Source organism: Qipengyuania soli, from assembly GCF_015529805.1.
GTDB lineage: Bacteria > Pseudomonadota > Alphaproteobacteria > Sphingomonadales > Sphingomonadaceae > Qipengyuania > Qipengyuania soli.
In genome coordinates this window covers 836,665-857,795 of sequence record NZ_CP064654.1, presented here as the reverse complement: position 1 = coordinate 857,795, position 21,131 = coordinate 836,665, and the positions used below count along the sequence as shown (strand labels likewise).

The window sequence follows — 21,131 nt, the reverse complement described above, 5'->3', positions numbered from 1 at the left end:
GGCCCGTTAATTGCAATTTTGCAATATTGAGCAAGTGCACAATTGGAAAATTGCGCACCGATTTGGTAAATTCGAACGCGGACTTCGCTATTCGAGTTCGAGAATGATCTCATCGACCGCGAGGCTGTCGCCCTCGCCGGCGTTGATCTTGCTCACGACGGCCTGCTTCTCGGCGCGAAGGATGTTTTCCATCTTCATCGCTTCGACAGTGGCGAGCGGCTGGCCCGGCTGGACCTCCTCGCCCTCGCTGACGTGCAGCTTCACCAGCAGGCCAGGCATCGGGCAGATGAGCAGCTTGGACAGGTCGGGCGGGATCTTTTCGATCATGTGGGTGGCCAGATGCGCGATACGCGTCTGGAGGATCCGCAAGCGGTGCGTCGCGCCGCGCGTGGTAATCGCATAGCCAGTGCGGGTCTTCGCGAGCTGCAGGGTCAAAGCCTCGTCACCCAGCTCAAGATCGAGCATCGCCTCGCCCGGCGTGTATTCCATGTCGATGTCGACCGGTTCGCCATCGACAGTGATCGCATCCTCTTCCAGCACCACGCGATAATCGCGCTCACCGATGCGCACGGTCCAGTCGCCGGGTGCGTAGTAATGGTCGTGGAGTCGCTGATCGATCCGCCGTGCGCGGTCGGCATCGGCGGTGGCGATCACCCCGCCGACCGCCGCAAGGCCGCGCAGGAGCTCTTCCGAAGCGGCAGCACCGTGGAAGCCTTCGGGATATTCCTCGGCAATGAACCCCGTGGTCAGCTCGCCCGAACGGAAGCGCGGGTGCTGCATGATGGCATTGAGGAAATCGACATTGTGTCCGAGACCCTCGATCCGGAACGCATCGAGCGCCTGCACCTGCAAGTCCGCCGCCTCGTCGCGGGTTTCGCCCCAGGTGATCAACTTGGCGATCATCGGGTCGTAGAACATCGACACCTCGCCGCCCTCGAACACGCCATCATCGACGCGAACCCCGGCCACGCCGCGGCGGCCGTTCTCTGCCCCGTCATCGGCCCAGGGCTCGACCGGCGGCTGGTAACGCACCAGGCGACCGGTGGAAGGAAGGAAGCCACGGTAGGGATCTTCGGCATAAACGCGGTTTTCGATTGCCCAGCCGTCGATCTTCACATCGTCCTGCGTGAAGGAGAGCTTCTCACCCGCCGCGACACGTATCATTTGCTCGACAAGGTCTACGCCAGTGATCGCTTCCGTTACAGGATGCTCTACCTGCAGGCGGGTATTCATCTCGAGGAAGTAGAAGCTCTCGCCGCTCGGATCCGCGCCACTGACGATCAGTTCGACCGTGCCCGCGCTGTAGTATCCCACCGCGCGGGCCAGTGCGACGCACTGCTCGCCCATGGCCTTGCGCATCGCGGGCGTGACGAAGGGCGACGGCGCTTCCTCGACCACCTTCTGGTGACGGCGCTGGATGCTGCATTCGCGCTCGTTCAAATAGACGATGTTGCCGTGCTGGTCGCCGAGGATCTGGATCTCGATGTGGCGCGGATTGAGGATGAACTTCTCGATGAAGACGCGGTCGTCGCCGAAGGAGTTCAGCCCCTCGCGCTTCACGCTTTCGAAGCCCTCGCGCACGTCGGTCTCGTTGTAGGCAAGGCGCATGCCCTTGCCGCCGCCGCCGGCGCTAGCCTTCATCATCACCGGATAGCCGATCTCGTTCGAGATGCGCACCGCGTGCTCGGTATCCGCGATCTCGCCGACGAAGCCGGGGACGACGTTGACCCCCGCTTCCTTGGCCAGCTTCTTGGACTCGATCTTGTCACCCATCGCGGCGATGGCATTCACCGGCGGGCCGATGAAGGCGATGTTCTCCTTGGCCAGCGCCTCGGCGAAGCTGGTGCGTTCGGAGAGAAATCCATAACCCGGATGGACCGCCTCGGCCCCGGTTTGCTTGCAAGCGGCAATGATCTTGTCCGCGATCAGGTAGCTTTCCGCAGCCGGCGCCGGACCGATGTGCACGGCCTCATCCGCCATCCGCACGAAGGGCGCGCGCGCATCGGCGTCCGAATAGACGGCAACTGTCCTGATCCCCATCTCGCGTGCAGTCTTGATGACGCGGCAGGCGATTTCGCCACGGTTTGCGATCAGGATCTTGGAAAACATCGGGCCTCCGAAACGGACAGTCGTGTGACACGCCCATGCCGCAGCGGAGGCCCGGTATCAAGGCGCAGGTTTGCGCCATTGCGCGAGGGTCATTCGTTGATGTCGATATGACCGATCTGCGTCTGCTGTTCGAGGATGCATTCGTCGAACTCGGCGAACAGGGCCTTGGCCTTGTCCTCGCCCCCGGCCTGCTTGGAGAATTCGGCCATCCACTTGTCGCCGTCAGGGTCCTTTTTCCAACCCATCGATGCGATGCCGTTGCGCATCTTCATCGCCACGACAGAGTCCCACTCGCCAGTGCTCATGTGGAAATCGATCACGTCGTTCCAGCCGAGCGCCTTGTCGGTCTTTTCGAAGATCTCGATGATCTCATGGGCGCGCCCGCCCTTGCCTTCCTTCCACTTGATGAACTGGACGCGGTACCAGTCAACCTCGCGCAGTTCATGGGACGTTGCATCGTCGGCAGAGGCAGGGGTTGCGCTCAGTCCAAGGCCAAGCGCGGCGGCAGCAAGAATTAGCTTTTTCATCAGTCATCTCCCCGTTGAAGGATACGACCCGCAAAAGCGCCCGAATTATGAATTGTGCTGTTGTCCCCCAGCAGGGTTACCGGACCCGTCCAAGGGTCCTGTGTCAACCCCTGAGACCCAATCCTTGTAAGGAGGCGACATGATTACGCCGGAATTGCATCTCTCGCTTGGTGATCCCGCATCGGCTCCTGATTTTTCAGCGCGATAAGGCCAAGCTTGGCGAACAGCGCTGCATCGGAGTCGTCACCGGCATTGGGTGCGGTCAGCAGCTTGTCGCCGGTGAAGATCGAGTTCGCGCCCGCCATGAAGCACAGCGCCTGCGTGGCTTCGCTCATCGACTCTCGACCGGCGGAGAGCCGCACCATGCTCATCGGCATGCAGACGCGGGCCACCGCGACGGTGCGGACAAATTCGATATCGTCGATCTTGGCGAGCGGGGTATCGGCCAGCATGTCGCCCAACACCGTGCCCTTCACCGGCACCAGCGCGTTGACAGGTACGCTTTCGGGATGGCGTTCGATCGTAGCGAGCGTGTGGACGAAGCCCACCCGGTCCTCGCGCGTTTCGCCCATGCCGACGATCCCGCCGCTGCAGACGTTGATGCCCGCGTCGCGGACGTTCTGCAGCGTGTCGAGCCGGTCCTGGTAGTTGCGGGTCGAGATCACGCGCTCGTAGTATTCCGGCCCGGTGTCGACGTTGTGGTTGTAGTAGTCGAGGCCCGCTTCCTTGAGCATTTCCGCCTGCTTCGGCGTCAGCATGCCGAGCGTCATGCAGGTCTCCAGCCCCATGGCACGCACGCCCTTCACGATCTCGACGATGGCGGGCATGTCGCGGTCCTTGGGATTGCGCCAGGCGGCGCCCATGCAGAACCGCTGGCTGCCGTTGTCCTTCGCCTGCGCCGCGCGCTGGAGGACCGATTGCACCTCCATCAGCTTGGTCGCTTCTACACCGCTGTCGGCTTTCACCGACTGCGAGCAATAGCCGCAATCCTCCGGGCAACCGCCGGTCTTGATCGACAGCAGCGTGCAGAGCTGGACCTGCTCGGGCGGATGGAACTCGCGGTGGACGGTGGCGGCGCGGAACAGAAGTTCGGTAAAAGGCAGGTCGAAGAGGCCCGCGATCTCCTCGCGGGTCCAGTCGGTACGGATTTGGGTCATGCAGGTTTCCTGGCGAGGTATAGTCCGACTGCCATAACGACCAGCCCGAGGGCCCGCTTGGCAGTAATGGTGCTCTGGAGCGTCCCGAGCAGGCCGAAATGGTCGATGATGGCCGCTGCCACGATCTGCCCGAGCAATACGAAAAAGATCGCATTACCCAGCCCGATGCGCGGCGCGGAATAGGCAACCGACGTGGCGTAGAAGAGCATGACAATCGCGCCGACCCAAAGCCACGGCTTTTCGAAAGTGAAAGCGCTCGCAGGGGGATATCCGGTAAAGGTTAGCGTCGCGATCGCGATCGCGAAGCCGACAGCGAATGTTACTGCCGTGGCCGCCACCGGGCCGCCGAGTTGCTGGCTGAGCCCCGAGTTCAGCGCCGCGAAAACAGGAATTCCCAGTCCGGCAGCGAACATCATCGCGGCGATCGGCACGAACTGGCTGGAACCGGAAGCGCTCATTCAGCAGCCTCGTCCAGGTCCTCACCAGCAGGCGGCATATTGTGGCCGAGCAAGCGCAACATGTCCGCTGCGCACTCGACCACGTTCGAGCCTGGGCCGTAGATGCCCTGCACCCCGGCCTCGCGCAGGAAGTCGTAGTCCTGCGGCGGGATGACGCCGCCTGCGACAACCTTGATGTCGGGCCGACCGGCTTCCTTCAGCAGCCCGATCAGTTCGGGGATCAGGGTCTTGTGGCCTGCGGCAAGACTGCTCGCGCCGATAGCATCGACGCCATTGTCGAGCGCCATGTCGCGGGTTTCCTGCGGCGTCTGGAACAACGGGCCACTGAGCACGTCGAAGCCCATGTCGGCAAAGGCGCTGGCGATCACGTTGGCGCCGCGGTCGTGGCCGTCCTGGCCCATCTTCGCGACCATGATCTTGGGCTTGCGGCCAAGGCGACGTTCGACGGCCTGCACGCCTTCGACCACCTGCTCGTAACGCGGATCGCCCGCATAGGCGCTGGAATAGATCCCGCGTACCGGGCGCGGCAGCGTGTCGTAGCGCCCGAAGGCCGCTTCCATCGCCGCCGAGATTTCTCCCAGCGTCGCATCGTGTCGCGCGCATTCGACCGCGCGGGCGAGGAGGTTCACATCACCCTTCGCCTGCATCTCCGCGACCACCGACGGCGGCAGCGGCACGCCCTTCTCGTCGCGGCCGTCGGCAAGCGCAGCGCGGGCCGCGCGCGGATCGGCAGCAGCGGCCTCGGTCAGGGCCTTGAGCGCCGCCTGGCAGGCCGCTTCGTCGCGCCCTGCCCGCACCCGCTCGATACGAGCGATCTGGCTCTGGCGCACGGCGTGGTTGTCGATGTCGAGCGTGTCGAGCTGGTCTTCCTTGGCGAGCCGGTACTTGTTGACGCCGACGATCACCGTTTCGCCCTTGTCCACGCTCGCCTGCTTGGCGGCGGCGGCCATCTCGATAGCGGCCTTGGGCTTGCCGGTGGCGACATAGGCGGTCATCCCGCCTGCCGCGTCGACTTCCTGCAGCAGCTTTCGCGCTTCATCGACCAGCGCTGCGGTCAGGCTCTCGATGTAATAGCTGCCGCCCAGCGGGTCCGCGACCTTGGTGACGCCGCTCTCCTCCTGGATCACCAGCTGCGTGTTGCGCGCAATGCGGGCGGAGAAGTCGGTCGGCAGCGCAATCGCCTCGTCCAGCGCGTTGGTGTGGAGCGATTGCGTTCCGCCGAGCACCGCCGCCATCGCCTCTATCGTAGTGCGGATGACGTTGTTGTACGGGTCCTGCTCCTGCAGCGAGACGCCCGACGTCTGGCAATGGGTGCGCAGCATCTTCGACTTGGGATCCCTTGCCCCCAGCCCTTCCATCACGTCGTGCCACAGCGCGCGGCCCGCACGCATCTTGGCGATCTCCATGAAGAAGTTCATGCCGATGCCCCAGAAGAACGACAGCCGCGGCGCAAAGGCATCGATATCGAGCCCCGCCTCCATCGCGCGCTTCGCGTATTCCTTGCCGTCGGCGATGGTGAAGGCGAGTTCCTGCACTGCCGTCGCCCCGGCCTCGTGCATGTGATAGCCCGAGATCGAAATGCTGTTGAATTTCGGCATGTTGGCCGAGGTATATGCGATGATGTCGGAGACGATCCGCATGCTCGGCTCGGGCGGGTAGATGTAGGTGTTGCGGACCATGAACTCCTTGAGGATGTCGTTCTGGATGGTCCCGGCAAGCTTGTCCTGGCTCACGCCCTGCCGCTCGGCCGCGACGATGTAGAAGGCCATGACCGGGATTACCGCGCCGTTCATGGTCATCGACACGCTCATCTCGTCGAGCGGGATCTGGTCGAACAGGATTTCCATGTCGCGCACGGTGTCGATCGCGACGCCTGCCTTGCCGACATCGCCGACCACGCGCGGGTGGTCGCTGTCGTAGCCGCGGTGGGTCGCGAGGTCGAAAGCCACGCTCAGCCCCTTCTGGCCCGCAGCGAGGTTGCGGCGGTAGAAGGCGTTCGACTCCTCGGCGGTCGAGAAGCCGGCATACTGGCGGATCGTCCACGGACGGCCGGTATACATCGAGGCATAGGGCCCGCGCGTGAACGGCGCGATGCCGGGGACGCCGGCATCGATGCCGGCCATATCCTCGCTGGTGTAAAGCGGCTTCACGGCGATCCCCTCGGGCGTGTGCCATGTGAGGTCGCGGCCCTTCACTTCCTTGTCGGCAAGGGGCTTCCAGTCGTCGTATGTGGGTTTGTCGGTCATGGTCGCTCTCAGGCCTTGGCACTCGGGCGGGCGGACACGCGATCGTGCCAGCCGCGCAGGTTTTCGCAATCCTCTGGCATCCCGCAGCCGACGAATGTGGCGAAGTCGACTGTGGTCAGCAGCAGGATGTCGGCAGCAGTGTAGTCTTCACCGGCAATGAAATCGCGGTCCGCCAGCGACTGGTCGAAGAAGCGAAAGGCATCGGCGACGCGCGGCAGATTGGTCTCGCCCCACTCCTGGTTGCGACCGGGAATCGCGGCGGTGAAGGGATGCGTGTGAACCCAAACCTGTCCCACGGGCGCCATCGCGATCATTTCCGCGCGGCGGCACCACATCTCGATTGCGGCGATCTCGGTCGGGGTTGTGCCGAACAGCGGCGGTTCGGGGTGCAAAGCCTCGAGATAGCGCATGATCGCCACGCTCTCGGCAATCACGGTCCCATCATCGAGTTCGAGGATCGGCGTCTGCCCGCGCGGGTTCTTGGCGACGAATTCGGCAGACTTCTGTTCGCGCTTGGGGATCGAGACTTCCTGCGAAGGCAACTCGATGCCCTTCTCCGCCGCGAATATGCGGACGCGGCGCGGATTGGGCGCGGGGTTCGGGCTATCGTAGAACAGCAATGTCTTTCTCTCTCCCGCGCCGGTCAGTTCGACCAGTGCGCATTGTCCTTGGGCGTTTCCATGATCTCGGTCAGTTGGCCCATCATGTCCTTGGGGTGGAGGAAGAAGATGGGCGTCCCATGCGCGCCGATGCGGGTGGGGCCAAGGATGCGCTTGCCCAGTCCCTCGAACCAGCTGCGCGCTTCCTCGATATCCTCGACCTCGTAGCACAGGTGGTGCTGCCCGCCGGACGGGTTCTTCTCGAGAAAATTGTTGATGGGGCTGTCGGGGCCGAGCGGCTCGATCAGCTCGATCTGCGTGCCGTAGGTCCCATTCTGGCCGGGCGTATCGACAAAGCAGACCTTCACCCCCTGCGCCTCGAGATCGAAAGGTTTGTGGAACGAGGTCGCGCCCATGACATCGCGGTAATAGCGGATCGATTCCTCGATCGAGGGCGTGGCAACGCCGATGTGGTTGAGACGGCCGAGTTTCATCCGATTTTCTCCGGTAATGCCTCGCACTCGGACGAAGAAGTGGCAGGGTAGCGGTGCCATACGCCGTCGATTTTCAAGTCGGCCAAGATGGAACCCTTGTCTTCGTGAAAATGGAGGAGCGCGCGCCCCTTCCGGTAAAAAGTGCCGCGACTGCGTTCGACCAGACCTTCAATCGTCCTTAACCGGGCGAGCAATGGCTCGATCCTGTCCAGGTCATCAGCTTTGGCGTGACGCATTTCAACGGTATCCTAAAGCGGAATGTTATCGTGCTTCTTCCACGGGTTCTCGAGCTGCTTCGTCCGCAGCTTGCGTAGCCCCAGAGCAATCCGCCGCCGCGTCGAGTGCGGGTATATCACTTCGTCGATATAGCCGCGCTGGGCAGCCACGAAGGGGTTGGCGAAGCGGTCTTCGTATTCCTTTGTCCGGGCAGCGATCTGGTCGGGATCGTCCTTCTCCTGGCGGAAGATGATCTCCACCGCGCCTTTCGCGCCCATCACCGCGATTTCGGCGGTCGGCCAGGCGTAGTTTAGGTCCCCGCGCAGGTGCTTGGAGGCCATCACGTCGTAGGCGCCGCCATAGGCCTTGCGGGTGATGACGGTGATCTTGGGCACGGTCGCCTCGGCATAGGCGAAGAGCAGCTTCGCCCCGTGCTTGATGATGCCGTTGTGCTCCTGCGCCGTGCCAGGGAGGAAGCCGGGCACGTCGACAAAGGTCAGGATCGGGATTTCGAAGGCATCGCAGAAACGCACGAAGCGGGCGGCCTTCTTGGAAGAGTTGATGTCGAGTACACCCGCGAGCACCATCGGCTGGTTGGCGACGACGCCGACCGTGCGGCCTTCCATCCGGCCGAAGCCGCAGATGATGTTGCCCGCATGGTTGGGCTGGATCTCGAAGAAATCGCCCTCGTCCAGCACCTTACGGATCACTTCGTGCATGTCGTAGGGCTGGTTGGCGTTGTCGGGGATCAGCGTGTCGAGGCTCGGCTCCTCGCGATCCCAGGCGTCGCTGGTCGGGCGCTCTGGCACCTCCTCGCGGTTCGACAACGGCAAGTAGTCGAAGAAATCGCGCGTCGCGAGCAACGTCTCGATGTCGTTTTCGAAGCTGTTGTCGGCGACCGAGGTCTTGGTCGTGTGCGTCTTCGCGCCGCCCAGTTCCTCCTGCGTGACGACCTCGTTGGTCACCGTCTTCACCACATCGGGCCCGGTGACGAACATGTAGCTCGAATCCTCGACCATGAAGATGAAGTCGGTCATCGCCGGCGAATAGACCGCGCCGCCCGCACACGGGCCCATGATAAGGCTGATCTGCGGCACGACACCACTGGCAAGCACATTGCGCTGGAACACTTCGGCATAGCCGCCGAGAGAGGCGACGCCTTCCTGGATGCGTGCCCCGCCGGAATCGTTGAGGCCGATGACCGGCGCACCGACCTTCATCGCGGTGTCCATGACCTTGCAGATCTTCTCTGCATGGCGTTTGGAAAGAGAGCCGCCGAAGACGGTGAAATCCTGGCTGAAAACGTAGACGAGGCGACCATTGATGGTGCCCGATCCGGTGACCACACCGTCGCCGGGGATCTTCTGTTCGTCCATGCCGAAGTCTACGCAGTCGTGTTCGACATAGGTGTCGAGTTCCTCGAAGCTGCCTTCATCCAGCAGGACATCAAGTCGCTCGCGCGCGGTCAGCTTGCCCTTGGCGTGCTGTGCCGCGATCCGTTTTTCACCCCCGCCCAGCTTGGCTGCGGCGCGGCGGCGTTCCATTTCGGCGATGTTCGCGCTCATGCTCTCTCCGTGAATGCGATTGCCCGAGCGCCTAGAGCGCTATTGGCCGCAGCGTCAATCGCGAGTCGCGGAAATCAGGAATTCGATGTTGCCTTCCGGTCCCTTGATCGGGCTTTCGACAATGCCCTGCACCTCGAATCCGCGACCTTCGACCCATTCGCGGACCTCATCGCAGACACGCGCGTGTAGTGCAGGATCGCTGACGACGCCCTTCTTGCCGACTTCGTCACGCCCGACCTCGAACTGCGGCTTAATCAGCGCGACGAGGCGGCATTTGGGGGCGGCCAGTTCGAGCGGCCTTTCGAGAACCTTGGCAAGGCCGATGAAGCTCGCATCGCAGACCACCCAGTTGCACGGACGGTCGATCATTTCCGGCGTAAGGATGCGGGCACTCGTCTGTTCCAGCACGGTGACGCGCGGGTCCTGCCGCAGCTTCCACGCCAGCTGGTTGGTGCCACTGTCGACCGCGAAGACATGCTCCGCCCCGCCCTGCAGCAGGACGTCTGTAAACCCGCCGGTCGAGCTGCCGATATCCATCGCGACAGCGCCCCTGGGGTCGAGGCCGAAATGCTCGATCGCGTGCGCCAGCTTTATCCCGCCCCTGCTGACCCAGGGATGGTCACGGCCGCGCACGTCAAGCGGGGCATCATCGGGCATTTGCTGGCCAGGCTTTGACAGCTTGGTCTCGCCACTGAATACGAGGCCCGCCATGACCAGCGCCTGCGCCCGCGTGCGGCTCTCCACGAGCCCGCGGTCCACCAGCATCTGGTCGAGGCGCATCTTCTTAGCCATTGGAAAGAAAGCGCCTAGCGGGCATTGAGGACATATGAAACCGATCTATGCCAATGCCGCAGCTGCTCTTGCGCTGACATTCGCCATCGCCGCCTGCGTGCCGGCACCGGAGTCGACGCCTGCCCCGACGCCCACGCCGGCAGCTGCTATCCCGACGCCAACGCCCACTCCGCCCTCAGCGGCTCCGACATTCGATAACTGGATCGACGCACCGCAAACCTCGGGATCGTGGACCTATCGCGCGACGAACACCGGATCGATCGCCCTGTTCGGCGAGCCGCAGCAAGGCGCCCGTTTCTCTATCGAATGCAACCGCCAGGCCCGTAGCGTGATTCTCACGCGCGCATCGGGAAGCGATTCTTCCACAGCCATGATCATCAGGACCGAGACAGTTGACCGCACGCTGGCGGTCCAGAGCGGTTCGAGCAGCGTCAGCGCGAATCTGTCTGCCAGCGACCCGCTGCTCGATGCGATGGCCCTGACCCGTGGACGATTTGCCGTGGAGATGCCGGGGACTAGCGCGCTTTACCTGCCGAACTGGGCGGAAGTGACGCGGGTCATCGAGGACTGTCGCTAGGCAAGAAAAAGGCCCGCGCAAATCTGCCGGGCCACATCTAACAATTCTGACGTGGGAAAACTTTTTTTCAAGCCTTGTTTTCATCCCGTTCGCGCAACAAATTGGTAATCAAGATCAGCGGCGAAACGCGGTCTTGGGGTCCTTGGAAAGGGGCTTCTAGCTCACAAGCGCGAAAGGAGGTGATCCGATGTCTCATGGTTCAGCAGAGAGGTCGGCAAGTTTCCGCGCGAGGTACTATCGGTAAGCAGATACCGGATAGAGACTTCGTGAGCGGCACTTCCCGCCGCTGACCATGCGAAGGGCAGCACACCCAAGGGTGGCGCTGCCCTTCTCATTTTGGGCGATATAGTTTGCCTGCCTTGCGCAAGGCGCGTGCCCGGATTACCCGCGCCCTATGCAGTTCGAACACATCCCGCACCCGGCCACGACCTCCGACACCGATCGCGAGGCAATCCTCGCCAATCCCGGCTTCGGCACGCATTTCACCGATCACATGGTGACGATCGAATATACCGACGGCCAAGGTTGGCACGATGCGAAGGTCGAACCGCGCGCACCAATCATGCTCGATCCGGCTGCAGCCGTCCTGCATTACGCCCAGGAGATCTTCGAAGGACTCAAGGCCTACCGCCACGAGGACGGCTCCATCGCCCTCTTCCGTCCCGAAGAAAACGCGCGTCGGCTCAATGCGTCGGCAGATCGCCTTGCCATGCCACATGTGCCGGAAGAGCTCTTCGTCGAAGCTATCCGCCAGCTCATAGCCGTGGACGGCAAATGGGTACCGGGTGCGGAAGGCTCGTCGCTCTATCTGCGCCCCTTCATGATCGCGACCGAGGCCTTCCTCGGTGTCCGCCCGGCAAAACGCTACAAGTTCATGGTCATCGCGGGGCCTGCCGGAAACTACTTCAAGTCCGGCGCACCGGCCGTCAGCATCTGGATTTCGAGCTATACCCGCGCTGCTCCCGGCGGCACCGGTGCGGCCAAGTGCGGCGGCAACTATGCCGCCAGCCTCGTCCCGACGCGCGAAGCCTTTGCCCGTGGTCACGACCAGGTGCTGTTCCTCGATGCGGTCGAGCACAAGTGGGTCGAGGAACTTGGCGGCATGAACCTGTTCTTCGTGTTCGATGACGGCCGCGTCATCACTCCGCCGCTGACCGGCACGATCCTACCCGGCATCACTCGCGCCAGCCTCATCCAGCTCCTGCGCGAGGAAGGGCTCAACGTCAGTGAGGAACCCTACTCCATCGATCAGTGGCGCACCGATGCCCAAAGCGGGCACCTGCTCGAAACCATGGCCTGTGGCACCGCAGCAGTTGTGACGCCGGTCGGAAAGGTTGCAGGCGAGGACGGCGAGTTCACCATCGGCAGTGGCGGACCCGGCCAACTCACCAGCAAGATTCGCGAGAAGCTCGTCGGCATCCAGCGCGGCACCATTGCCGACACGCATGGCTGGGTCATGCCGATAGGCTGATCAGAGCCGCAGTTTCACCAGGAAACGCCGCGTAAAGGTCTCGCTCGGCCGGACGACGATGATCGCAACGCCGACCAGGGCGATGGCACCGCCGACGATCAGGCGGCCACCGACCGTATCACCCGTCAACCAGGCACCAAAGGCGATGGTGAGGATCGGCGTGAACAGCGTCAGGGGCACGATGACGTTCGTGTCGTAACGCTGGAGCATCTGGAAATAGGCGGTGTGCGCGCCGATCGACACGATGACCGCAGCGAAGAACAGGCATGCCGCTACCTCCCAAGGCGCAGCAATGACCGGTGCCATCAGGTCGTGCTCGAACAGCATCGAAAGTGGCCCCAGCACTGCGATCGATGCGACCGCGGCCCATGCCTGGAGACGGATCGACGAAATATCGAGCTTCTTGACGAAGACTGCGCCGAGCGCGCCGATCACGGCGGACACGAACACCAGCAGCAGCCCACTGCTCGCCTCCATCTGGCTCGATCCGGTCATGGCGAAGAACACCCCGCCGAAGGAGAGGCCGATGCCTAAACCGCGCTTCCAGCGGATTCTTTCTCCCAAAAAGATGATCGCAAACAAGACGGTCATCGGCGCGCCGGTAAGGCTGACGACGCCTGACGCCGAAGGGCTGGCGGTCTTGAGGCCCATGAAGAACAACGCGAAAGAACCGCCACCGATCGCAAGGCCAACAAGGAGCACCTTCCAGAGCTTTTCCGGCAACGGCCAGAGTAGGGGAGCGAGTGCGATCGCTACGATAAGCGAGCGCAGCACGGCATAGAACAGCGGCGGAACCGCAAAGTCGTCGACGGCAATCTTGCTGACGACAACATTGAGTGCCCAGACGATGTTGCAGAGCATCATCACAGCGATGGCACGCGCGGTCATGCTTTGCCTTCGGGAGGTAGGGAAGCAGCGAGCTCTGCCAGCCAGACATCGGCTACGGCATCGCTAGGTGCGCGCCAGTCGCCCCTGGGGCTTAGCGCCCCGCCAGCGGACACTTTCGGACCATTGGGCAAGGCGCTGCGCTTGAACTGGCTGAACCCGAAGAAGCGCTTGAGGAAATTCTCGAGCCATTTCGCGATGGTCGAAAGGTCGTATTCGTTCTTCGCACCTTCGGGAAAATCGATGGGCCAGAGACCCGACTTCGCGTCCTTCCAGGCATGCCAGGCAAGGAAGGCGACATGGCTCGGCTTCTGTCCCCAGCGGATGATGTGGTGGAGGAAGAAGTCGTTGAGCTCATAGGGACCGATGATCGATTCAGTGCTCTGGATTTTTCCGCTGGCATCGGCGGGGACGAGCTCGGGGCTGATCTCGGTGTCGAGAATGTCGGCCAGTACGGCATCGACCCCCTCGTCGAACTGGCCCGTCGCAATGGTCCAGCGGATGAGGTACTGGATCAGTGTCTTGGGCACGCCGGCATTGACGCCGTAATGGCTCATCTGGTCGCCAACACCGTATGTGCACCATCCAAGCGCCAGCTCGCTCAAGTCACCGGTCCCGATAACGAAACCGCCATGATGGCCCGACAGCCGGAAAAGGTAGTCTGTGCGCAGCCCAGCCTGCACGTTCTCGAACGTCGTGTCATAGACCGGTTCGCCGTCGGAGAACGGGTGCTCGATGTCCTCAAGCATCTGTCTCGCGGCGGGCTTGATGTCGATTTCGTCGGCCGTGATGCCGAACGCCTTCATCAGTTTCCAGGCATTGGATTTGGTTCCTTCCGAGGTCGCGAAGCCGGGCATCGTGTAGCCGCGGATGTCGGTGCGTGGGCGACCGAGCCTGTCGCAGGCCTTGGCGCAGACGAGCAGGGCATGCGTGCTGTCGAGCCCGCCCGAAATGCCGATGACCAGCGACTTCGCCTTCGTCGACTCGATCCGCCGCATCAGGGCATCGACCTGGATGTTGAATGCTTCGTAGCAATCCTCGTCCAGCTTGTGCGCGCGATTGGGCACGAAGGGAAAGCGGCGGATGGGACGTACCAGGCCCCTGTCTCCGCCCGAAGCGCCATGTGCAAACTCGACGCGGCGGAACCAGTCCTCCGGCCGACCTGCAGCCTCGGCCGCGTCGTTGAATGTCCCCATACGCAGCCGCTCGGCGATGATGCGCTGCGTGTCGACATCGACCACGCACAATTCGGGCTCGAGATCGAAGCGGGCGCTTTCGACCAGCAAGTCACCCATTTCGTAGATCATCCCCTGCCCGTCCCAGGCGAGGTCGGTCGTGCTCTCGCCGTGCCCGCTGGCGGAATAGGCGTAGGCGCAGACCGCGCGGCTGGAACTGGCACGGCTGAGAAGGTGGCGTTCGTCCGACTTGCCGATGGTGATGTTCGATGCAGACGGATTGAGCAGGATCGTCGCCCCGGCCAGCGCTGCCAGCGTTCCTGGGGGATTGGGCGACCAGAAGTCCTCGCAAATCTCGATACCGAAGGCGAAGCCCGGCATGTCCTGCGCGGCAAAGACGAGATCGGTGCCGAACGGAACCTCGGCACCGCCGGCATCGATGGTCAGCCCGATGCATTCGCGACCATGGGCAAACCAGCGCTTCTCATAATATTCGCGATAATTCGGCAGGAAACTTTTCGGCACGACGCCAAGCACATCGCCGCGCGCCATCACAATCGCGCAATTGTAGATGCGCCCATTGCGGCGCAGCGGCGCTCCGAAAACCAGCACCGGCGCTAGTTCGCATGTTTCCCGCGCAATCCGGGCCAGTTGCCTGTCGACCATGTCGAGTAGCGCTGTCTGCAAGTGCAGGTCGTCGAGTGCGTAGGAAGACAGCGCCAGTTCCGGATAAAGCAGCAGGTCGACACCGCGCTCTGCCGCGGTCCGTGCCTGCTCGATGATACCCTCGGCATTATAGGCGACGTCCGCTGTCCGCACCCGCGGGGTGGCAGTGGCTAACCGAACGAACCCGTGCGTGTGCAAATCATAAAAGCGATGTGTGGCGGCTTCGGCCATGGAACGGGGATCTTTCGCGGTGGAGGTGGGTATCGGCGCTGGGGCCAGCCAGTCGCCAGGTTCGCAAATGCCAAGATCGGAGAGACGGCGTTGGACGGCTGCACGGGCGATCTTGCCCTTCGCCTCCCAGCCATAGACCGTGCGGCTCGGCCAAGGCTCCGGCTCGCCGTAGCGAATGCCGAATTCTTCCGCCGTCAGAGGCGGATCGAGCGCCTCACGGAATGCGCGTATCTTTGCTCCGGCACGGTGCATGACACGCCAGTATCCTTTTCGGATACTTTAGGCAACAGAACTCTTGCAGGTCGCCATTTCACTACGATAGCCATGCAGAGCCGGACCCGAAACATGGGTTGCCCCTGCTTGCTGCGCGAATGCAGACATCAGGCTCGACCCCAAACCACCATCGACGCTGGGCACGGCATCCACCCCCACCCCGTTGTCTTCGATGGTAAGTCGCCAGTCACCGTCGATTACGGTGAAGAAGACCCCAATGTTGCCACGGCGCTCCTCGGGGAATGCATACTTGAGGCAATTCGATACCGCCTCGTTGAGATAAAGCCCGACCGCGACGGCCGCTTCCCGTGGCAGAGAGATGCGATCAATCTCGCGTGAAAGGGTCACGTTGTCGGGAATTGCAGCGCGCTCGATACGATCGAGCAGGACGTCGAGGTAAGGTTTCATCGCGACGTCGCTGTCGTGAGCCTGCTCCATCGCAAGGCTCGAATAGGCGTCGGCAAAGGTTCTAACGCGACCTGCGGCATCTTCCAGGGGACCATGAAGCTCGGGATTTCCCAGACGCCGCTTCTGGATTTCAAGCATGCTGGCGACGAGCGCGAAGTTGTTCTTCGTCCGGTGTTCGAGTTCCGTCAGTAAGGTAAGACGTCGGTCGGCATCCAATCGGATCTGCTCGACAGTGCTGTGGGCGGCCCGGCGAAACACCTCGGCGAAGAAAAGCAGGATCAACGCACAGGCAGCATTGAGCATTACCCTTGGCGGGTCGGTCGGATCGGAAAAATAGAAGGAATCCGCTTCGGGCAGGATGAAATACCAGGCCCACATGAACGTCGTGAGGAAAGCCGTGAGCCCCGCCCTCCAGTGTCCGTATAGTGTCGCAAGCAAGACTGTCGGATAGATAAGTGCAAAGGGCCCCGATGTTGGCGCCCACATGTCGAAAACGGAGCGCAGACCAATCATTGCGGTTGCGCAGAGGCCGCCGAATATGACCTGCGCCGCCAGCTTTCCCCTGCGTGAAAGAAACTGACGGCTTACATCGAATTGAGCAAGGCGTTGCATGGTTTGCGGACCCCGCGGAGCCGAACTCGGAGAGCGTGATCGCCGACCGACGCCGATGAGCTCCGCACTTTCGGCAGTAACGCGATACACCAATGCAATATGCGAGTCGAACTACAACGACCTCGGCGCAAATCAGGCTGCCAGAAGCTCGATTGCGCTCGGTGCTTGTTCCAGAAGGTCGAGAAGACCGCGCTCCTCTCGTGTCAGCCACTTGGTCGCTCTGGGAAGATCAAGATCCGCGCGCCATTCTTCCTGACGATCAACGAGGTCGATGACCGCAGGATGGATGTAGCTCTTGCGGGTCACTGCGGGCGTATTGCCCAGCTTGCCCGCGACGCAATCGAGCAGTTCCTTCATCGGCAGCTTGCCTTCGCCCGTTCGCAGGCATTCGAAACCCATCACGCTGGCATGCCAGGTCCGGAAATTCTTCGCCGTGAAGCGGTGGCCCATGGTCTCTTCAAGATAGGCGTTCACGTCACCGGAATCGACCGAATGGACCTCGCCGTCGTCGTCGACATATTTAAAGACGTTCTGCCCTGGGAGGTCCTGCATCTTGCGCACCACCCGCGCCAGGCTGCCATCTGAAAGAACGACTTCGCGCATCTGGCCAGACTTGCCCTTGTATTTGAGCCGGAGGGTCTTGCCGGTCACCTCGGCATGGCGGCGCCGCAGGGTCGTTGCACCGAAACTCTTGTTCTGCTGCGCATAGCCTTCATTCCCGACACGGATGGCGCCAAGATCGAGCAGGCGGACCACGCTCGCAACCGCGCGTTCAAACGTCAGTTCGCGCCCGGCGAGATCGGTTTCGACCCGCTTGCGCACGAGCGGCAGCAGATTGCCGAACGCGATGCAGCTGTCGAACTTCTCGCTCTCCCGCTGGGCGCGAAAGTCGGGGTGATAGCGGTACTGCTTGCGGCCCTTCGCATCGATCCCGGTTGCGAGGATATGGCCGTTGGGCGCCGGGCAGAACCACGCATCCACATACGCCGGCGGAAGCGCGATTGCATTGAGCCGGCGCTTCTCCTCCGCATCGCCGATCAGCTTCCCTTGCGGATCATAATACGCCCAGCCCTTGCCCGCTCGCTTGCGGGAGATTCCGGGAAGGTCGTCGTCGACATAGATCAGCTTCGTCATGGCGAAGTGAAGAACATTGGGATCGCTGTCACGGTTCCCCACCTTGCGACGAACGGATGAGTGACCTAGCCACTCGAGCCTGTGAGAAGGAGAAACCCCTTGGCCGACCCAACCTATACTCCCCCCGAAGTCTGGACCTTCGACGCCGAAAACGGCGGTCGTTTCGCAGCAATCAACGCCCCGACTTCGGGCGCAAGGTCCGAGAAGGAACTTCCGGTCGGTGAGCACGATTTCCAGCTCTATTCGCTGGCGACGCCCAATGGCGTGAAGGCCACCGTCATGTTCGAGGAACTGCTCGAAGCGGGATTTGCGGATGCCGAATATGATGCCTGGACGGTCAATATCTCCGACGGCAGCCAGTTCGGCTCGGGCTTCGTCGACCTCAACCCGAACTCCAAGATTCCTACAATGCTCGACAAGAGCGGTCCCGAGCCGGTTCGCGTTTTCGAAAGCGGCGCTATCCTGCTGCACCTCGCCGAGAAGTTCGGGGCATTTCTCCCGACCGATCACACGCGCGCCGAGGTCTTGAGCTGGCTCTTCTGGCAAGTCGGCAGCGCACCGTTCATCGGCGGCGGCTTCGGGCATTTCTATGCCTACGCACCGGAGAAATACGAATACCCAATCAACCGCTACGCCATGGAAACCAAGCGTCTTTTCGACGTAGCCGACAAGCGTCTCGCCCAGAGCGAATATCTCGGCGGCAAGGACTTCACGATCGCAGACATGGCGACGTGGCCATGGCTCGCCCCCTTCGTCGTAGGCGGTATTTACGGCGAAGCGCGCAAGTTCCTCTCGATCCATGAATACACCCACGTCGAACGCTGGGTGAAGCAGATCGCCGAGCGTCCCGGTGTTCGCCGCGGGCGGATCGTGAACAAGGCCTGGGGCGAAGAGGACGAGCAGCTGCTCGAACGCCATTCGGCCGCAGATTTCGAAGGCAAGAAGTTCTGATCAGCCCCCTTCACATCCCGGCAAGTGGCGCTATAGGAGCGCCCACTTGCTGGGGTGTAGCCAAGCGGTAAGGCACCGGTTTTTGGTACCGGCATGCGCAGGTTCGAATCCTGCCACCCCAGCCATCCTCTCCTTCATCTCCTGATGCCAAAACTTCGGTTGCGAAGCGCAACCGGACGATTAGGGTCTGTGGCACCAGGCAGGGAGAGAGCATGGCTGATATCGATCCGGAACGCGTACCCGTCATCGTCGGCGTCGGGCAGGTCAACGACCGACCCCAGCAACCGGGCGACGGGCTCGATCCTGTCGGTCTGATGGCCGAGGCGTTGCGACGCGCCGATGCCGACGCGGGCGGCGGATTGCTCGCCGATTGCGATAGCCTCAGCGTGGTTGCGCAACTCGCCTGGCCTCAGTTGAGCCCGGTCGATGGCAAGGTCGCCGAAGCACTCGGGATCAACCCTGCCCATTGCATGCAGACCGCCATGCCCAATGGCGACAGCCCGATCCTGCTACTCCATGAAGCCGCCAATCGCATCGGCGCAGGCGAGGCGAAAATCTGCGCCATCACCGGGGGCGAGGCGCTGCGAACTGCCGGCCAGCTCGCCGCGATGAAGCGCGCCGAAGGAGCAGACAAGCCCAATGCCCTTCGCGATGCCTCACACCGCGTCCGCAAAGGTTATGCGCAAGGGTACGGCCTCGTCGTCCCGACCGATGTCTATCCGCTTTACGAGAATGCGGGACGCACATCCTATGGCCAGACGCTGGCCGAAGGGCAGGCGGAGAGCGGCGTCATCTGGTCATTGATGAGCGAAGTTGCAGCGGACCGCGAAGGCGCGTGGATCCGCAAACCTGTTTCCGCCGATGACGTCGTGACACCAAGCGAATCGAACCGCCCGATCGCCTTCCCGTATACGAAGCTCCAGGTCGCGAATTCGTCGGTCAACCAAGGTGCCGGCTTCATCGTCACCAGTCTCGCCGAGGCGCGTCGGCGCGGGATTCCCGACGATGGGCTGGTATATATCGGTTATGGAGTTGCGGCGCATGAGAGCGGCAATTTCCTCAATCGCGACCGGTATGACGCCTCTCCCAGTCTCGCGACCTCGATCGAGCGAACAATGGAGCTCAACGGGGTCAAGGTCGAGGATCTCGCCCATGTCGAGCTCTACAGCTGCTTTCCCTGCGTGCCGAAGATGGCGCGACGCGTGCTGGGATGGCCACTCGACCGCCCTTCGACCGTGTTCGGCGGCCTGACGTTCGGCGGTGGCCCAATCGGCAACTACATGAGCCACGCCGTCGTGGCGATGGTCGAAAAGCTTCGCTGCACCGCAGACAAGGGCCTGCTCTTCGCTAACGGTGGCTACGCCACGCACAACCACACGATCCTGCTCGCCGGGAAACCGCTCCCGACCGTGTTCCCGCAGGACTTTGACTACCAGGCAGAAGCCGACCAGCGGCGCGGGCCCGTCCCTCGCCTCGACGAAGGCTATCGTGGTCCGGCGACCATCGAGACCTACACCGTGTTCTATGATCGGGAAGGATCGCCGACGAAAGGCGTGATCGTGGCAAGAACGCCCGAAGGCGATCGCACACTGGCATGTGTGCCAACAGAAGATGCCGAGGCGATCGGGTTCCTGACGGACGGAAAACACGAACCTGTCGGGACTTCCGGATCGATCATCGACGGCCCCGACGAACTGGCGATCTGGAAGCGGGCCTGACCCGACCGAGAACAGTTGCAATTCCGCACGGACCCGACCAAGAAACTTCACCAGAGAGACATGCAAGGGAGAGAGAAGTGAGTGATTTCGAGACCATCAAGACCGAACGCAATGGGTCGGTGCTGACGATCACTCTCAACCGCCCCGAGCGGCTCAACGCCTGCCCTCCCCAGATGGCCGACGAGATCTTCGACGCCATCCGCGAGCTCGGCGATGCGCGCGCAGTCCTGATCCGTGGCGAAGGGCGCGCCTTCTGTTCTGGCGCCGACCTCGCCGCCCGCGGCGAACGGACGATGAGCGGCGGCGATGGTGCCTTCCACTCGCTCTCGCGCCACTACAACCCGATGGTCATGGCGCTGGCAAACCTGCCGGTCCCGGTGGTCAGCATGGTCCAGGGACCGGCGGCTGGTGTCGGCTGTTCGATCGCCCTTGCGGCCGACTTCGTGGTCGCCGGCAAGAGCGGCTATTTCCTCCAGGCCTTCGTCAATATCGGGCTGGTCCCCGATGGCGGTTCGAGCTGGCTCCTGCCGCGCCTGGTCGGCACGGCCCAGGCAACCCGCATGATGATGCTCGGCGAAAAGATCCACGGCGAGGAAGCCGAGCGGATCGGCCTCATCTACAAATGCGTCGAGGATGACGCGCTGGAGCAGACCGCGAAAGATCTCGTCGAGAAACTCGCCAGTGGTCCGACTGTCGCGCTCGGCCTGATGAAGCGTACTCTTCGTGAAGGCCTGCAGCTGGATTTTGCTTCGACGCTTGCGGCGGAAGCAAATACCCAGCGGATCGCGGGCGGCACCAATGACGCGGTGGAAGGCGGCATGGCCTTCCTGCAGAAGCGCAAGACCAACTTCACCGGCAGCTGAGCGA

19 protein-coding genes and 1 tRNA gene are annotated in these 21,131 nt (G+C 62.5%); 6 read left to right on the top strand and 14 right to left on the bottom strand.

What is annotated here, in order from left to right; all coding sequences use genetic code 11:
* Positions 1-87: 87 nt before the first annotated feature.
* The 10 genes from IRL76_RS04300 to IRL76_RS04255 all read right to left on the bottom strand — a co-directional run bounded on the left by IRL76_RS04300 (position 88) and on the right by IRL76_RS04255 (position 10,163).
* Positions 88-2,109, bottom strand: a complete 2,022-nt coding sequence (locus tag IRL76_RS04300) for an acetyl-CoA carboxylase biotin carboxylase subunit (protein WP_200983487.1) — start codon at positions 2,107-2,109, stop codon at positions 88-90.
* Positions 2,110-2,198: 89 nt separating this feature from the next.
* On the bottom strand, positions 2,199-2,636 hold the full coding sequence (locus tag IRL76_RS04295) for a hypothetical protein (protein WP_200983485.1): 438 nt from the start codon (positions 2,634-2,636) through the stop codon (positions 2,199-2,201).
* 143 nt (positions 2,637-2,779) lie between these two features.
* Positions 2,780-3,793, bottom strand: coding sequence for a biotin synthase BioB (bioB, locus tag IRL76_RS04290; RefSeq protein ID WP_200983484.1), 1,014 nt, complete (start codon positions 3,791-3,793; stop codon positions 2,780-2,782).
* Positions 3,790-4,251 (bottom strand): DMT family transporter, encoded by a 462-nt coding sequence (locus IRL76_RS04285; RefSeq protein WP_246449976.1) that lies wholly within the window; start codon positions 4,249-4,251, stop codon positions 3,790-3,792. The genes bioB and IRL76_RS04285 overlap by 4 nt, the downstream gene beginning before the upstream one ends.
* Entirely contained in the window at positions 4,248-6,497 is a 2,250-nt protein-coding gene (gene scpA, locus IRL76_RS04280; RefSeq protein ID WP_200983483.1) for a methylmalonyl-CoA mutase, read from the bottom strand. The genes IRL76_RS04285 and scpA overlap by 4 nt, the downstream gene beginning before the upstream one ends.
* A gap of 8 nt (positions 6,498-6,505) precedes the next feature.
* Complete coding sequence (locus IRL76_RS04275) at positions 6,506-7,117, bottom strand: glutathione S-transferase family protein (RefSeq protein ID WP_200983482.1); 612 nt, start codon at positions 7,115-7,117, stop codon at positions 6,506-6,508.
* A gap of 23 nt (positions 7,118-7,140) precedes the next feature.
* On the bottom strand, positions 7,141-7,590 hold the full coding sequence (gene mce, locus IRL76_RS04270; protein ID WP_200983481.1) for a methylmalonyl-CoA epimerase: 450 nt from the start codon (positions 7,588-7,590) through the stop codon (positions 7,141-7,143).
* A complete protein-coding gene (locus IRL76_RS04265; protein ID WP_200983480.1) occupies positions 7,587-7,826 on the bottom strand; it encodes a hypothetical protein in 240 nt (79 codons plus the stop codon). Before IRL76_RS04265 ends, mce begins: the two co-directional genes overlap by 4 nt.
* Before the next feature lie 12 nt (positions 7,827-7,838).
* Complete coding sequence (locus tag IRL76_RS04260) at positions 7,839-9,371, bottom strand: acyl-CoA carboxylase subunit beta (protein WP_200983479.1); 1,533 nt, start codon at positions 9,369-9,371, stop codon at positions 7,839-7,841.
* Positions 9,372-9,425: 54 nt separating this feature from the next.
* Positions 9,426-10,163, bottom strand: coding sequence for a TlyA family RNA methyltransferase (locus IRL76_RS04255; protein ID WP_200983477.1), 738 nt, complete (start codon positions 10,161-10,163; stop codon positions 9,426-9,428).
* Positions 10,164-10,197: 34 nt separating this feature from the next.
* Here IRL76_RS04255 and IRL76_RS04250 point away from each other — a divergent pair, with 34 nt between their 5' ends.
* Both IRL76_RS04250 and IRL76_RS04245 read left to right on the top strand, forming a co-directional pair.
* Positions 10,198-10,740, top strand: a complete 543-nt coding sequence (locus IRL76_RS04250; RefSeq protein ID WP_200983475.1) for a hypothetical protein — start codon at positions 10,198-10,200, stop codon at positions 10,738-10,740.
* A 394-nt stretch (positions 10,741-11,134) separates the two neighbouring features.
* Positions 11,135-12,211 (top strand): branched-chain amino acid aminotransferase, encoded by a 1,077-nt coding sequence (locus IRL76_RS04245; RefSeq protein WP_200983473.1) that lies wholly within the window; start codon positions 11,135-11,137, stop codon positions 12,209-12,211.
* Here IRL76_RS04245 and IRL76_RS04240 read toward each other — a convergent pair whose 3' ends face one another.
* From IRL76_RS04240 to IRL76_RS04225, 4 genes are all read right to left on the bottom strand, one after another.
* Positions 12,212-13,099 carry a DMT family transporter gene (locus IRL76_RS04240; protein WP_200983471.1) on the bottom strand — a complete coding sequence of 296 codons (888 nt, stop codon included), beginning with the start codon at positions 13,097-13,099 and terminating at the stop codon, positions 12,212-12,214.
* Complete coding sequence (locus tag IRL76_RS04235; RefSeq protein ID WP_200984175.1) at positions 13,096-15,168, bottom strand: NAD(+) synthase; 2,073 nt, start codon at positions 15,166-15,168, stop codon at positions 13,096-13,098. Before IRL76_RS04235 ends, IRL76_RS04240 begins: the two co-directional genes overlap by 4 nt.
* 279 nt (positions 15,169-15,447) lie before the next feature.
* Positions 15,448-16,461, bottom strand: coding sequence for a sensor histidine kinase (locus IRL76_RS04230; RefSeq protein ID WP_200983469.1), 1,014 nt, complete (start codon positions 16,459-16,461; stop codon positions 15,448-15,450).
* 132 nt (positions 16,462-16,593) lie between these two features.
* A complete protein-coding gene (locus IRL76_RS04225; RefSeq protein WP_200984174.1) occupies positions 16,594-17,595 on the bottom strand; it encodes a DNA topoisomerase IB in 1,002 nt (333 codons plus the stop codon).
* 99 nt (positions 17,596-17,694) lie between these two features.
* On the opposite strand from IRL76_RS04225, the gene yghU reads away from it, so the two are divergent.
* The 4 genes from yghU (at position 17,695) to IRL76_RS04205 (ending at position 21,127) form a co-directional block, all read left to right on the top strand.
* Positions 17,695-18,546, top strand: a complete 852-nt coding sequence (yghU, locus tag IRL76_RS04220) for a glutathione-dependent disulfide-bond oxidoreductase (protein WP_200983467.1) — start codon at positions 17,695-17,697, stop codon at positions 18,544-18,546.
* 50 nt (positions 18,547-18,596) lie between these two features.
* A tRNA-Gln gene (locus IRL76_RS04215) sits at positions 18,597-18,671 on the top strand.
* 87 nt (positions 18,672-18,758) lie between these two features.
* The gene (locus IRL76_RS04210) at positions 18,759-20,264 is read left to right on the top strand and encodes an acetyl-CoA acetyltransferase (RefSeq protein ID WP_200983465.1); all 1,506 of its coding nucleotides are present in this window, start codon (positions 18,759-18,761) and stop codon (positions 20,262-20,264) included.
* Between the two features lie 77 nt (positions 20,265-20,341).
* Positions 20,342-21,127, top strand: a complete 786-nt coding sequence (locus IRL76_RS04205) for an enoyl-CoA hydratase-related protein (protein ID WP_200983462.1) — start codon at positions 20,342-20,344, stop codon at positions 21,125-21,127.
* Positions 21,128-21,131: the final 4 nt, after the last annotated feature.